At 67.8% G+C, this 13,514-nt stretch carries 11 protein-coding genes; 3 read left to right on the forward strand and 8 right to left on the reverse strand.

Annotated features, from left to right (window positions below; all coding sequences use genetic code 11):
* The first annotated feature begins 201 nt into the window (after positions 1 to 201).
* Positions 202 to 2,580 (forward strand): phosphocholine-specific phospholipase C, encoded by a 2,379-nt coding sequence (locus HUW46_RS37595; protein WP_215543461.1) that lies wholly within the window; start codon positions 202 to 204, stop codon positions 2,578 to 2,580.
* Positions 2,581 to 2,587: 7 nt separating this feature from the next.
* Here HUW46_RS37595 and HUW46_RS37600 read toward each other — a convergent pair whose 3' ends face one another.
* Entirely contained in the window at positions 2,588 to 3,793 is a 1,206-nt protein-coding gene (locus HUW46_RS37600) for an FAD-dependent oxidoreductase (RefSeq protein ID WP_215543462.1), read from the reverse strand.
* A gap of 171 nt (positions 3,794 to 3,964) precedes the next feature.
* Entirely contained in the window at positions 3,965 to 4,615 is a 651-nt protein-coding gene (locus HUW46_RS37605; protein WP_254125287.1) for a PadR family transcriptional regulator, read from the reverse strand.
* A 104-nt stretch (positions 4,616 to 4,719) separates the two neighbouring features.
* Here HUW46_RS37605 and HUW46_RS37610 point away from each other — a divergent pair, with 104 nt between their 5' ends.
* Positions 4,720 to 5,160, forward strand: a complete 441-nt coding sequence (locus HUW46_RS37610; protein WP_442861006.1) for a MarR family winged helix-turn-helix transcriptional regulator — start codon at positions 4,720 to 4,722, stop codon at positions 5,158 to 5,160.
* On the opposite strand, the gene HUW46_RS37615 is transcribed toward HUW46_RS37610, so the two are convergent.
* From HUW46_RS37615 to HUW46_RS37630, 4 genes are all read right to left on the reverse strand, one after another.
* Entirely contained in the window at positions 5,157 to 6,266 is a 1,110-nt protein-coding gene (locus HUW46_RS37615) for an HNH endonuclease signature motif containing protein (protein WP_215543464.1), read from the reverse strand. The genes HUW46_RS37610 and HUW46_RS37615 overlap by 4 nt on opposite strands.
* A 158-nt stretch (positions 6,267 to 6,424) precedes the next feature.
* On the reverse strand, positions 6,425 to 7,897 hold the full coding sequence (locus HUW46_RS37620; protein WP_215543465.1) for an acyl-CoA synthetase: 1,473 nt from the start codon (positions 7,895 to 7,897) through the stop codon (positions 6,425 to 6,427).
* A gap of 22 nt (positions 7,898 to 7,919) precedes the next feature.
* Complete coding sequence (locus tag HUW46_RS37625) at positions 7,920 to 8,780, reverse strand: p-hydroxycinnamoyl CoA hydratase/lyase (protein ID WP_215543466.1); 861 nt, start codon at positions 8,778 to 8,780, stop codon at positions 7,920 to 7,922.
* 69 nt (positions 8,781 to 8,849) lie between these two features.
* Entirely contained in the window at positions 8,850 to 9,731 is an 882-nt protein-coding gene (locus HUW46_RS37630; RefSeq protein ID WP_215543467.1) for a carbohydrate-binding protein, read from the reverse strand.
* A gap of 291 nt (positions 9,732 to 10,022) precedes the next feature.
* Between HUW46_RS37630 and HUW46_RS37635 the strand changes: the two genes are divergently transcribed.
* Positions 10,023 to 10,427: a peptidase inhibitor family I36 protein gene (locus tag HUW46_RS37635; protein WP_215543468.1), complete on the forward strand. Its 405-nt coding sequence runs from the start codon at positions 10,023 to 10,025 to the stop codon at positions 10,425 to 10,427.
* Between the two features lie 387 nt (positions 10,428 to 10,814).
* Here the strand turns inward: HUW46_RS37635 and HUW46_RS37640 are convergent, their stop codons facing one another.
* Entirely contained in the window at positions 10,815 to 11,882 is a 1,068-nt protein-coding gene (locus tag HUW46_RS37640) for a MupA/Atu3671 family FMN-dependent luciferase-like monooxygenase (RefSeq protein ID WP_215543469.1), read from the reverse strand.
* Between the two features lie 17 nt (positions 11,883 to 11,899).
* Complete coding sequence (locus tag HUW46_RS37645; RefSeq protein WP_215543470.1) at positions 11,900 to 13,513, reverse strand: MFS transporter; 1,614 nt, start codon at positions 13,511 to 13,513, stop codon at positions 11,900 to 11,902.
* Position 13,514: the final 1 nt, after the last annotated feature.

Raw genomic sequence — 13,514 nt, forward strand, 5'->3', positions numbered from 1 at the left:
CTTCGCGTCGTCGAACGGGAACTGGACCACTATCTGACAGAAGATGCTCGAAAGTCAACACTTGTGAACAAGATCGAACATGGGCAAGGTGATTGTGTGAACGTACGACCTTCGTAGGCGTTTGCGCTCGAACGGATTGACTTTCGAACGGCAGTGGGCCAACGATGCGGCGAACCCTCGATCCGAAGCCTTGGAGGCGCCATGAAGCGACGTGACCTCTTGAAGGGCGCCGCGGCGCTGTCCGGGGTCGCGCTCCTCCCGGTGAGCGTGCGCGACGCGCTGGCCTTGGCCATGCCGGAGGGCGGTCTCGACGGCATCGAGCACGTGGTGATCTTCATGCAGGAGAACCGCGCCTTCGACCACTACTTCGGCACCTACCGCGGGACCCGCGGGTTCAGCGATCCGGCGGCGATCACCCTGCCCGGTGGCGACTCGGTGTTCCGCCAGCCGAACGGATCGTCCTACGTCCTGCCGTACCGCGTCGACGACCAGTTCATGACGGGGACGCCGCACGACCGCGAAACCGGGCACGCGGCGTGGCACAACGGCCGGTACGACGACTGGGTCAAGCAGAAGTCCACCAGGACCATGACCTATCTCGACCGCGACTCGCTGCCCTTCTACCACGCACTGGCCGACGCGTTCACCCTCTGCGACGCCTACCACTGCTCCGAGCTCGGGCCGACCAACCCGAACCGGTTCTACCTGTTCACCGGCATGCTCGGCGACGAACCGCTGACCGGCAAACGCGCGGTGGGCAACGATTCCTGGCAGAACCCGAAGCACCCCGGCTACTCGTGGAAGACCTACGCCGAACGGCTGGAGGCGGCGGGGAAGTCTTGGCAGGTGTACCAGGAATGGGACAACTACGGCGACAACTCGCTCGACTACTTCACCTCGATCATGGCCGTCGGCAGGAAGGCGCTCGCGAAGACCGCCGCCGGGTACACCAAGCTCGAATACTTCTACTACGACGTGCTGGCGGCGGACGCCGAGAAGCGGAAGACTCTGCTCGCGCAGCTCGACCAGGGCGTGAAGACGCTGACCGAGGCCGAACGCCGGATCTACGACCGGGCGCTGGCCAGGGTGGCGCCAGGGCAACTCGCCCCGTCGTTCCGCGCCGACGTCGCGGCCGGACGGCTGCCCGCCGTTTCCTGGATCGTGGCGCCGGAGAAGCAGTGCGAGCACCCGCAATGGGGCCCGAACACGGGCGCGGACCTGGTCAAGGACATCCTCGACGCGCTGGCCTCCGACGTGTCGGTGTGGAACAAGTCCCTGTTCCTGCTGACCTACGACGAGAACGACGGCTTCTTCGACCACGTCCCGCCGCCGGTCCCGCCGGTCACGAGCGACGACGGTAAGTCCACTGTGGACTTCGCGGTGGAGATGGCCGACGGCATCCCGATCGGGCTCGGCAACCGGGTGCCGATGATCGTCGTGTCGCCGTGGAGCCGGGGCGGCAAGGTCTGTTCGCAGGTCTTCGACCACACCTCGGTGCTCCAGCTGCTGGAGACCTGGACGGGCGTGGCGGAACCGAACATCTCACCGTGGCGCCGCACCGTCTGCGGGGACCTCACGAGCGCGCTCGACTTCGGTTCCACCGGCAGCTATCCGGATCTCCCGGAGCCGGTGCCGACCTCCGGGCCGGACAGCACCGATCCCAAACCGCCGTCGGACCAGCGGATGCCGGTGCAGGAACCCGGTGTCCGCACGGCCCGCCCGGTGCCCTACGACCTCGCGGTTTCGGCGAGGGTCACGCCGGAGCAGTTGTTGCTCGACTTCGCGAACCGGGGTTCCGCCGGTGCGCACTTCTACGTCTACGCGAAGGCCTTCCGATCCGACGGGCCGTGGCGGTACACGGTCGAGAAGGGGAAGTCCCTTTCGGACTACTGGAAGGCGGGCAGTCCCGACGGCGCCTACGACCTGAACGTGCTGGGGCCGAACGGGTTCGTCCGCCGCTTCACCGGGAACCGGATCACCGCCACCAGCGGTGGCAACGCGAATCCCGAAGTGACGCTGACCTATGCCCCGGAAACCGGGGCCGTTTCGCTCGCCATGCGGAACGACGGCGGCAAGGCGTGCGCGATCACGGTCACCACCAACAACTCCGCTGGCGGGCCGTGGCGGTACGAGCTCGCCCCCGGTAAGTCCACATCGGACTCTTTCGACACCGGGGGCGCGCTCGGGGGCTGGTACGACCTCACCGCGACCGCGGACACCGCCGACGGGTTCACCCGCCGGTTCGCCGGGCACCTGGAGACCGGCACCGAAAGCATCACGGACCCGGCCATCGGCTCCCGCGACCTGTCGAGCACGGTGGTCCGCTCCGCCGCCGGGGCCGCCCGCGAAGTCCGGTTGGACCTCGGATCCGCCCGCACCGTGACGGGAGTGCGGTCACGGGGAAGCGCCGGTGGAAGCTACGAGCTGTCGTTCTCCCTCGACGGCGCCACCTGGTCGACCCCGCGGGCGAGCGCCGCGCGGGCGGGGATGATCCCGTGCGCGCCGACGAAGGCCCGCTACGTCCGGTTGCGCTCGGTGTCCGAAATGGACGTACCGGAGGTGACTCCCGTCGGCTGGTGAAGCGGGATCACCGGACCGGGGCGTCCCAGTCGATGGTGTACCGCAGGTCGGGGCCGAGCGTTTTCTCCCCGCCGATCACCTTGAACGCCAACGGCATCACGATTTTCGTGACGCGCCTGCCGATCGGACCCGGCGTCTTGGCGCGGTTCGTCCTGGCGCCGCGCCGGGTGATCCGCTCGACCCTGTCCCGGCGGAGCCCTTCGTAGGCCGCGAACGCCGCCGACGGCTCCGGCAGGTCGCGAAGGCACCTGGCGAGCTGGACCGCGCTTTCGATCGCCATCGACGCGCCCTGCCCGGTGCTGTTGGACGGCGCGTGCACGGAGTCGCCGACGAGCACCATGCGACCGCGGTACCAGTGGGGGACCGGCGGCATGATGTGGAGCGCGCCCACGATGTCCAGGTTCTCCGCGGTGGTGCGGGCGGCGAGGGAGCCGCCGGGCACATCGTCCGCGTAGGTCTCGCGCAACTGCCACAGCCATTCTTCGGCCGGGATCTCGCGTGCCTCCTTTGTGGACAGGTACTTCTTCGATGGTAGGTTGACACCCCAGGTGATCCTGCCGTCGGCCAGCTTCCAGTACAGGTAGTAGGCCCGTTCCCCGAAGGCGAAGGTCATCATGCCGGGCTCCAGCGCGGCCAGTTCCGCGTCCGGTTCGACGTCCGGTTCGACGTAGCCCTGGAAGCCGAGCATCCCGGTGAAGTCGGCGTCCGGTGCGTCCGGATCGATGAGCTTCCGCACCGTCGAGCGCACGCCGTCGGCACCGACGAGGATGTCCGCGGTCGCGCTGCTCCCGTCGGCGAACCGCGCGGTCACGCCGTTTCGGCTTTCGTCGACACCGACCAGGCGCTTGCCGTACTCGAACCGGACCCCGGATTCCTCGGCCACTTCGCGTAGCACGGGGTGCAGTTCGCCGCGCTGGACGACTTGCTGGGGTTCGATCCGGGTCAGGGCGGGCAGGTCGATGCGCTTGCCGCCGATCGACATGGCGGTGTGGGTGATCGGCAGCGCGATGGCGCGCACGGCGTCGGCCGCGCCGATGGCGCCGAGCGCGGCGACACCGTTGGGTGCCAGCGCGAGACTGCCGCCGATCCCGTCGGACGGTTCCGGGTACGCCTCGTAGACGGTCGCGTCGACACCGGCGCGGCGCAACGCTGTCGCGGTGACGGGCCCCGCGATCCCGCCGCCGATGACCAGCGCGGTTCTTGCTGCGGACATGTGTTCCTCCTCGGTGGGGTGCGCGTTTCGCGCACCGGTTCGGCACCGATGCGGATGCGGAGGAGCAGGACACGGTTATCCTTGAGGTGCCACTCGTGACCGGGCTCGTTCGCGGGCATCGGTTCGGGGAAGGGCCGGTGGCGGTGCTGCAACACCGTCACCGGCCTGGTCTTACTGGTCGGGGGTCGACCCCCGTTCGGCGAGCGCGGCCCATTCCGGCGCCACTTCACCGGTTTCGTGCCACGCCTGCCAAGACGCGAGATCCGGGTGGGTCCCGGCGGTGAGTTCGGTCAGCAGGGACTCGGTCCAGCGCGCTTCCGCCTCGGCCATCGCGAGCCCGTACTCCTGTTCGGCCAGGAACAGCCGGGGGGTCTGCTCGGTTTCTTCGGCCAGTGCGTCCTTCTTGCGCGCGATGGACTCCTTCAAAGCCGCCAGCCTGGTGCTCAGCAGGTCGGCGACTTCTCCCGGCGGCAGCGCGGCGAACACGGACAGGCCCGCCGCGAACGAGGTGTGCTCCGGCATCGGCGTCGACACCAGTTCCCGCACCCAGTCCGCCAGCTCGTGCTTGCCCGCCTCGGTGATCCGGTAGACGGTGCGCTCGGGCCGCGCGCCCTGCCGCGTGTTGCCGACGACCTCGAGGAAACCGTGCTTCGCCATGTTCTGCACGACCGTGTACAGGGACCCCATCTTGAGGTCCAAGTCCTGGTCCTTGCCCCGCTCCCGCATGAGTGACGCCATTTCGTAGCGGTGCATCGGCCGCTGGTAGACGGTCGCCAGTACCGCCAGTGCCATCAGGTTGGCCACCTTGCGCTGTTTCGCCACCCCACGCCTCCTTGTTCGTCTACGAATATACGCACACGAACACTCGGGTGCAAACAAGCTTCCGCGGCTCGAACGGGCGGGGTGACATCATGGCGATCGTGAGCATCGACGAGACGCCGCTGACGCTGTACTTGGTGAAGCGGCTGGAACTGGCGATCCGCGCGCTCATGGACGACGCGCTGCGCGAACTCGGCTTGACCACGTTGCAGTACACCGCTCTGACGGTGTTGCAGGTCAGCGGCCCGCTTTCGTCGGCGCAGCTGGCGCGGCGGTCGTTTCTGCGGCCGCAGACGATGCATGAGATGGTCCTGACCCTGGAGAAGCGCGGCCTGATCGTCCGCGAAGCCAGGGACGGCAACAAGCGCGTCCTGCTGGCAAACCTGACCGAGGAGGGCGCCGACCTGCTGGCACAGTGCTCGCCCGCTGTGCTGGAGTTGGAGGGCGCCTTGCTGGACGGTCTTGCCCCGCGCCAGCGAGCCACGTTCCGCGACGGCCTGCAACGCGGAATCTCCGCGCTGGCTGACCTTTCCGCCACCCGGCGCTAAGCGAATCCGGTCGGCTCGTCGGTGTAGCTGTGTCCGTCGGGGGTGGTGACGGTGAGTTGTCCATTGTGGTCGGTGGTGAAGGTCCAGCCGGGTTCGTCGCGGAGTTTGTGGTGCACCCGGCACAGCGGCCGGAGGTTGATCTTGTCGGTGCGGCCGCCGTTTTTCCAGGCGGTGGCGTGGTCGAGGTCAGTGTATTGGGCGGGCCGGTTGCACCCGGGCATGCTGCAGGTGCGGCAGGCGACCTGGAGGTACTTGCGCATCCGCTTGGCGGGCCGGTAGTTCTTCCGGCCGAGGTCGACCGGAAGTTTGGACATCGGTTCGCTGACGATGCGGTTCCAGACCGAGTCGGCGTCGAAGGCGATCTCCCGCGCGAGTTCCGGTGAGATCTCACCGCACCCGGCAAGCTCCGCGGGATTGTTCCGCAATCCCATCAGGGTGGGCAGGTCCACGTGCAGGAAGATCTGGGCTTTTGGCTTGCCGTCACAGCCGCCGCCGAGGCATCGTTCGACGAGGGCGTCGAGGCGGAGTTGGTCCATGGTGCGCTTGTCGCCTTGGCGTTTTTTCGCGAGTGCGTCTTGGTCGCAGGCGGCGTAGAGGGCTTGCGCGCGGTCGGAGGGTAGTTCGGCGAACAGGGTCGACGATCCGTGGTCTCCGTGTCGGATTTCGAGCCTGCGCGCTGCGGCCTTGGCTTTGCGCCGTTGTTCGTAGCCTTCGGGGTCGATGCGCATCAGCAGTGAGTTGACCATCCCGCGCAGTGCGGGTGCGTTGCGGTTCGAGAACTTCCCCGCCAGTCGAGCGTCCACTTCGGACGCCACCTCCCGGGACGCGCATGCGGTGGCCTCGAACACTCGCGAGGCCGCATACTCGTCGATGAGCCCGTTCTCCATCGCCGCCAAGGTCTGGGGTAAGTATGAGGTCAACGCGTCAGCGAGCGCCGTCTTCCGCTCCGCCGAGTTCTGGGTCAAGGAACACAGTAGCGCCACCTGCCCCACGGTAGATCTTCGCGACGACTCGTGATCCATATCGGCGATATCCCGCAGCAACATCGCCTGCTGATACCGGATAATCGCCACGCGCCGCTGAACAGAATCAGATTTGGTAGTCATAAGACAATTCTACTGGCCAGCAAAGAAGTTGACGTCACTCGATCGTGTACGCAAAATATGACTACCTGCCACAACGCGCCCACAACGGCATGGAAGATGAAAAACAATCGGGACCGCGAAGGCGTGCAGTAGACCCTCGCCGTGGACCCGAAAACACACTAACCATACAACTTCCGAACCAAAGACTTACGCACCTTCCCCGACCCGGTAACCGGCAACGAATCGACGAACACGACAGACCGAGGAACCTTGTATCCAGCAAGTCGACCGCGCAAGAAAGCAAGCAACTCGTCCTCGCAAACCACAGAACCGGCTTCGAGAACGACGACAGCCAACCCCACCTCGCCCCACTTCTCATCAGGAACCCCGATGACCGCGCACCTGGAGACCCCGGGAAACGCGCCCAGCTCACGCTCCACCTCGGCAGGATAAACATTCTCCCCACCAGAAATGATCATGTCCTTGAGCCGATCCACGATGTAGAAGTACCCGTCCTCATCGACCACGGCCACATCGCCGGAATAGAACCACCCATCGCGCACCGCCGGAGCGGTTTCGCCCCAATACCCGCGCATGACGTTCGGCCCGCTGACGATCACTTCCCCTGGCGTACCGGCAGGAACGGGCGAGCCGTCGGAGGAAACGACCCGCACGTCGGTGAAGAACGACGGCACCCCGGCCGATCCGATCTTCGACCGGACGTGCGCGCGGTCCAGCACCAGCGCCCCTGGCGAGGTTTCGGTCATCCCGTAACCCTGGACGAAACTCAGGCCGCGATCGAGGTACCGGCGGATGGTGCCGACCGGTACCGGCGCCCCGCCGCACAGCAGGGTCCGCACGCTCGACAGGTCCGCGTCGGGCCATCGTTCGTGCGCGGCGATGGCGTCGAACATCGCCGGTACACCGAACATGAGCGTCACGCGGTCCCGTTCGATCGACTCCAGTGTCGCACCGGCGTCGAAGGTCGAATGCAGGATGACGGTGCCGCCCTTAAGCAGCGTGGGCAGGCAGATCATGCCCAATGCGGCGGTGTGGAACAGCGGAGCCGCGAACAACGCGCGCTCATCGGCGTGAAGATCGTTCTCCACCAAGACGTTGACGCTGTTCCAGGTCAGGTTGCCGTGGGTCAGCATCGCGCCCTTGGGGCGGCCGGTGCTGCCGGAGGTGTACATGATCAGGCACGTGTCGTCGAGGCTCACCGGTGTGTCGAAGTCTCCCGGGGTGGCAAGCAAATCCTCGTAGTCGTCGCCCACTGGGATCGCGAGGAAGCGCGCGGCGAGGCCGTCGACGGTGGTGCCGTGCTCCTCGGTGTGGATCAGGACGGTGGCACCGGAGTCGGTCAGCACGTGGTCGATTTCCGGTGCGCTGAGCCGGAAGTTGACCGGGACGAACACCGCGCCCAGCACCCCGCAGGCGAACAGCGCCTCCAGGTAGACCGGGTGGTTCGGGCCGAGGTACGCGACGCGGTCGCCGGTGCGCACCCCGGCCGCGGACAGGCCGTGCGCCAACCGGGTCACGCGCTCGTGGAGCTGGGCGTAGGTGGTGTCGCGGCCGTCGTGCCGGACGGCGACCGCGTACGGGGACATCCTGGCTCGCCTGGCTGGCCACGAGCCCAGACCTTGGTTGCGCAACGGCTTCGCCCTTTCGCGCGGGCTACTTCTCCGGGTCGAACGAGCCGAGGCCAGGACGGTATGCCTTGTCGTCGAGGAACTGCGAGAGGCCCTTGGCCCGCGCCCCGGCCCGATCGGCGAACTGGGACTGGTCCAGTTTCGCGTACAAGTAGTCCTCGGCCTGCTCCCACGGCATCTCCGCGGCGATTTTGTACCCGACCTTCGCCGAGTGCAGCACGACCTGGTTCATCGACGCTAGTTTCACCGCGACCTCCCGGGTGCGCGCTCGCAACCGGTCGGCTGGCACGGCCTCGTTGACCAGCCGCATCCGCGAAGCCGTGCGGCCGTCGAAGGTTTCCCCGGTCATGATGAAGTACAGCGCGTCCCGCTGGCTGACCGTCGCCGCGAGCGCGCGGCTGACCACGCCGCCGGGCGGGATGCCCCAGTTCACCTCCGACAGCCCGAACCGCGCTTCCTCGTCGGCGAACGCGAGATCGCACGCCACCAGCGGGGTGAACGCCCCGCCGAAGCACCAGCCGTTGACCATGGCGATGGTCGGCTTGCTCCAGTTCGACAGCCGCTTCCACTGCCATTCCGCGCTCGCGCGCCGCACCTTGAGCTGTACCGCGGTGCTGCCGGTCGCGTCGACCTCCCGGAAGTACTCCTTGAGGTCCATCCCGGCGGAGAACGACTCCCCGGTGCCGGTGAGCACGAGCACCCGGCACCGTTCGTCGCCTTCGAGGTGGTCGAGCACGCGGACCATCTCGTCGTTGAGCGCCGGGTTCATCGCGTTGCGCTTGTCCGGCCGGTTCAGGCTCACCCAGGCGATGCCCTCGTCGAATTCGACCAGGACCGTTTCTCCCCAAGGCTCTGCCCGTGCACCGCTGTCGATCGCCGCGCTCATCCGCCACCTCGCGTAGATATCAGGAACCCTGATCTACTTGTAGCAAGGTGCGCGCGGCGGCGTCAACGCTCAGACGGTGACCCGCCAGTTGCTGTTCGGCGAGGGGACTTCGAAGCGCAGCGTCGAGCAGTCGTAGTCGGCGGGGCGCGGGTTCGCGGTGGGCCGCAGCGGCGAGTTCGACGGTGTCGCCGCCGTCCACTGCCCGCCGACGCGCAGCTTCAGCGAACTGGACTCGAACACCGCGCCCCGCGCGTCGGCGCAGTAGTAAGCGTTGCCCGTGCTGGGATCGCGCGTCGAATAGAGTTCGAAGATGTCCCAGCCCTCGTTGAGATTGCTCTGGTCGCTCCCGCTCTGCGTGAACAGGGTGTCCCACGAACCGGTCTTCACGTTGTAGAGCGAGGCGGTCCAGCCGTTGGCCGAAGAATTGGTCCGGATCTCCTGCACGGTATAGGCGGGGTGCCCGTTCACGGTGCTCGTGTAGGAGGCGAGGAACGCGCTGTCGATCGGCACGACCTTCGCCGGGGAAACGGAATCGCACCAGTCCCAAGCCCAGACCTGCGCGCCTTGGCCGAGCCCGTAGGCGGTCACGACCTCGATGCACGAATGCCCGGTCGGCTTCATCGTCGGCGCGTACACGACGTCGGCCTGGTTGGAGATCCGCAGGTTCGGGGTGATGCTGTGCGTCACGACGATGCCGTCAGCGCCACTGGACAACTGCGGCTCCGGGCCCCAGAAGGTGTGCTTCTGCGCGGCGATCCGGGGTGTCTTTCCCGCTTGTTCGCGGCGCAGCTGGAGAAACCGGTCGGCGGCGGGTCCGGCGGCCGCCTTCGCGGCGTCGCCGGTCAAGCCGGGCACCACCCCGGCTGGCGCGGCCGAAGCGGGGGAAACCCCGGCGACGACTGCGGTCGTGGTGATCAGGGCAGCACAAACTACGGCGAGCAGCTTCCGCATCGAGCATCTCCTCGTACTCAGCGAAGGAAACGCGCGGACGGTGGGGGAGGGGAGTGATCCGGCCGCGGGGAAACCGATGGTAGGACCGGGTTTCCGTTGCGGGGCACCGACTTTAGGCGGGAATCAGCGGAACGCCCTACTTTGGTCCAGCCGCCGAACGGCGGCACGGGCGTGTCAAGTGTTTCGAGCGTTCTCGCAAAGGTTGCCCGCCTGGCGGTGCGAAGGGTCTGATATCGGCGGACAACGACCTGGCCGAGTGGCGCGGGTCGACGAACCGAGGGGGTTGTCCTGATGCGTTCGAAGGCCTTGACCTTTTTGACCGCGATCACCGTGGTGGGGACCTCGTTCACGGCTACTGCCGTCGCCGCACCGGCCGACGGCTGCAGCCCCAACTACGTTTGCCTGTACGAGCACGCCGATTTCAGTGGCCACTCGATCGTCTTCGAGGCGCCGAGGGAGGTTCCGTTCGACCTCGTCACGCTGGTGTGCCCGGGGTGCGTCAGCTCGAAGCATCCGGCGTCGAACGGCCGGTGGAACGATCAGATGAGTTCGTGGATCAACAATTCGGGCACCACCTACTGCTGGTTCTTCGACGAGGACTACGGGGTCGAGGGGCACGTCATGAACACCTACAGCGCGGTGCGCAGGCTGCCCGATCGCGAGAACGACGAAGCGTCGTCACTCGGCCCGTGCTGAAGCGACCGAGCGGGACGAGTTCGTTGGGGGACCGGCATTCGCCACCGCGCGAGCGAGTCCGGTTCGCCCCGAAGGTGGCTTTCGCGGACATAGATGCCCCGAAAGCCACGTTCGGGGCATGAACAGCCCCGGCTCACATACCGCGAGGGCCGGAAAAGTGGCGCTGGATTCCCCGAAGGTGGCCTTCGGGGACCAACGGCACGATGCGGGCTCGCGTGGGTGGCGGGAGTGCGGTGCGAGGGGTGAGTTCGCGGCGTCTAGCGCCCCGAAGGCCACCTTCGGGGCACGAGCAGCCCTGACCCGCGCACCAGCGAGGGCCGAGATCGGGACGCTCAACGCCCCAAGAGGAGCCTTCGGCGACACCCGCGGCCCGGCCCGCCTCGACCTCTATGGGAGCGTCTTTTGGGGCTGGAGAACGGTGGATTTCCAGCGGTCGCGTAGTGCGGCGAGGTGGTCGAGGCCGCCGAGGACGGCATCGGTGTCGGACACGAAATCGATGAGGCAGGCGAGGTCGTCGATGCCGACGGCGGAGAGCCGGTCCAGCATGCGCATGCCGTCGTCGACGGTGCCGAACAGGCCGCCGGTGTCGAAGTACCGGTCGAACGAGTGCTCAACCAGGAATTCCACGTCCTCGGGATCGAGGTCCTCCGGTTTGACGTCGGGCATGATGTCGCCGGAGGCGCGGGCGATGAGCCCGATCGAGCTGCGCAGGTAGGCGCAGAACGGGTCGTGCACGATTTCGCGGACTTTCTCGCGGTCGTCGCCGAGGAACGTGTGCAGCATCAGCGCCACATGACCACCGGAACCGTGGTGTTCGGCGTAGGCGCGGCGGTATTCGGCGATCTTCTTCGCCAGGTCGTCGAGGTCCTGACCGAGCAGGTGGGTGAGCACGCCGACGCCGAGTTCGCCCGCGGCGCGGAAGGTTTCCGGGCTGCCCGCGCTGGTGAGCCACACCGGCAGGTCCGCCTGCACGGGCGACGGGAACACGCGGACACCGGCCTGCGCGCCGGTGCCGTCGGGGAACTCCACGGTTTCGCCGCGCCACAGGCGTTTCACGGTCTTGATCGTGTCGCGGACGACGTCGCGGCGGCCGGCGTAGTTCTCCGGGCGGAGGACGAAGTCCACCGCGTGCCAGCCGGAGGCGAAGGAAAGACCGACCCGCCCGCCGGACAGACCGTCCACAACAGACCATTCCTCGGCGATCCGCACCGGGTGGTGCAGCGGCCCGACCACGCTGCCCGCGCGGATGCCGACGCGGCTGGTCACCGCGGCGACCGCGGCGCCGGTGACCGCCGGGTTCGGATACTGCCCGCCGAACTCGTGGAAGTGCCGTTCGGGCGTCCACACCGCGGCGAACCCGTGCTCGTCGGCGAAGCGCGCGCCGTCGAGCAGGAGCCGGTACGGCTGCTCGTCCGCGGTGTTGCCGTTGGCGAAGTAGAACAGGCTGAAATCCATTGTGGTCTCCGGTGAGGTCAGGAGCGGCCGGGGCTGTCGGCGGCGAGTTCGGGAACGGTGGAGCGCGCGCGTTTCGTGTGGCCGCGCACGGCGAGGGTGCCGAGCGCGCCCGCGAAGAGGACCGCCACCGGCAGCAGGTAGCTGAACCGGACCGCGTCCGTGACGCCTTCGCGGACGGCCGCGCCGCGCGCCGAATCGAGCAGCGAGCGCGGTGCGCCCGCGAGCGCGCCGGTCGTGTCGAGGCGCGCGGCAGCCAGATCGGGACTGGCTGCCGTGGCGAACGCGTCGACGAACGGCTGGCGGTACGGCGCTGGCAGCACAGCGGCCGCGCTTTGCGCGGCGTCGGTGAGCGACACCGCCAGCCTGGCCTGCAGCAGCGCGCCGACGAGCGCGCCACCCAGCACGCTGCCGCAGAGTCGCATCATGTTGAACAGCCCGGACGCGGCCCCGGACATGGACGGTTCGATGTCGTGCATGGCGATCGCGGCCGGTGGCGAAAACACCACGCCCATGCCGATGCCGACGATGACGAGTCCGGGAAGCATGCCGAGCCAGGTCGAGTCACCTCGCGCGGCGAGCGCCAGGTAGCCGATCCCCACCGCGAAGAGGGCGAATCCGGCGAACATGACGTACTTGCCGCCGAACCGGTCGATGCAGCGCCCGGCGTAGGGCGCGAACGCGACGGACACCAGCGGCGCGGCGGCGATGGTGAGCCCGGCGGCCACCGGGCTCATGCCGACCGCGGACTGCAGGTGGATGCTGGTCAGCAGCAGCATCGCGCCGAGCCCGCACGGCAGCGCCACGACCACCACGGCCATCAGCGCGAAGTTGCGCTGGCGGATGATCTCGAACGGCACCAGCGGATCCCGCCCCTGCCGCCTGCCTTCCAGCACCGCGAACAGAACGAGCACGAGCGCGCCGAGCACCAGCACCACGGGCACCGAAACCGGGCCCCACAACGTCCCCCACCGGTGCGGCGGGCCTTCGATGAACCCGAACACGAGCAGTGCGAGGCCCGCGGTGAGCACCGCGGTGCCGAGCAGGTCGAGCTTGCGGCGCTGCTCGCCGCGCAGGTCCGGTACGACGATCGCGCCGAGCACGATGGCGGCCAGCCCGATCGGCACGTTGATGTAGAACACCCACCGCCAGCCGAACGACGAGACGATCAGACCGCCGAGCGACGGGCCGATGGCCGCCGACGCCCCGGCGAAGGCGCCCCAGACACCGAGTGCGGCGCCGCGCTTTTCCGCGGGGAAGACCTTCGACACCACCGCGAGCGACTGCGGTGTGAGCATCGCGCCGCCGACGCCCTGCAGCAACCGCGCGATGATCAGCTGCGTCGGGCTCTGGGCGAGCCCGCACAGCGCCGAGCTGATCGTGAACACGCCGAGACCGGCGAGGAAGGTCGCCTTCTGCCCGTAGAGGTCGCCGATGCGGCCGAAGGTGACCAGCAGCACGGCGTAGGTGAGGACGTACCCGTTGACCACCCACAGGATCTGGTCGAGGTCGGCGCCGAGCCTGTGGCTCATCGCCGGGATGGCGACGTTGACCACGGTGGTGTCCATCAGCGCCACCGCCTGCCCGAGGCAGAGCACGCTCAACACGAGCCACGGGCTGTGGCTTTTCTTCACG

Origin of the sequence: Amycolatopsis sp. CA-230715, assembly GCF_018736145.1 — a bacterium.
Classification (GTDB): Bacteria; Actinomycetota; Actinomycetes; order Mycobacteriales; family Pseudonocardiaceae; genus Amycolatopsis.

Coding starts and splice junctions, on each gene's coding strand:
- HUW46_RS37615 (WP_215543464.1), bottom strand. CDS start 6,266: ATGACTACCAAATCTGATTCTGTTCAGCGGCGCGTGGCGATTATCCGG.
- HUW46_RS37635 (WP_215543468.1), top strand. CDS start 10,023: ATGCGTTCGAAGGCCTTGACCTTTTTGACCGCGATCACCGTGGTGGGG.
- HUW46_RS37595 (WP_215543461.1), top strand. CDS start 202: ATGAAGCGACGTGACCTCTTGAAGGGCGCCGCGGCGCTGTCCGGGGTC.
- HUW46_RS37600 (WP_215543462.1), bottom strand. CDS start 3,793: ATGTCCGCAGCAAGAACCGCGCTGGTCATCGGCGGCGGGATCGCGGGG.
- HUW46_RS37640 (WP_215543469.1), bottom strand. CDS start 11,882: ATGGATTTCAGCCTGTTCTACTTCGCCAACGGCAACACCGCGGACGAG.
- HUW46_RS37630 (WP_215543467.1), bottom strand. CDS start 9,731: ATGCGGAAGCTGCTCGCCGTAGTTTGTGCTGCCCTGATCACCACGACC.
- HUW46_RS37625 (WP_215543466.1), bottom strand. CDS start 8,780: ATGAGCGCGGCGATCGACAGCGGTGCACGGGCAGAGCCTTGGGGAGAA.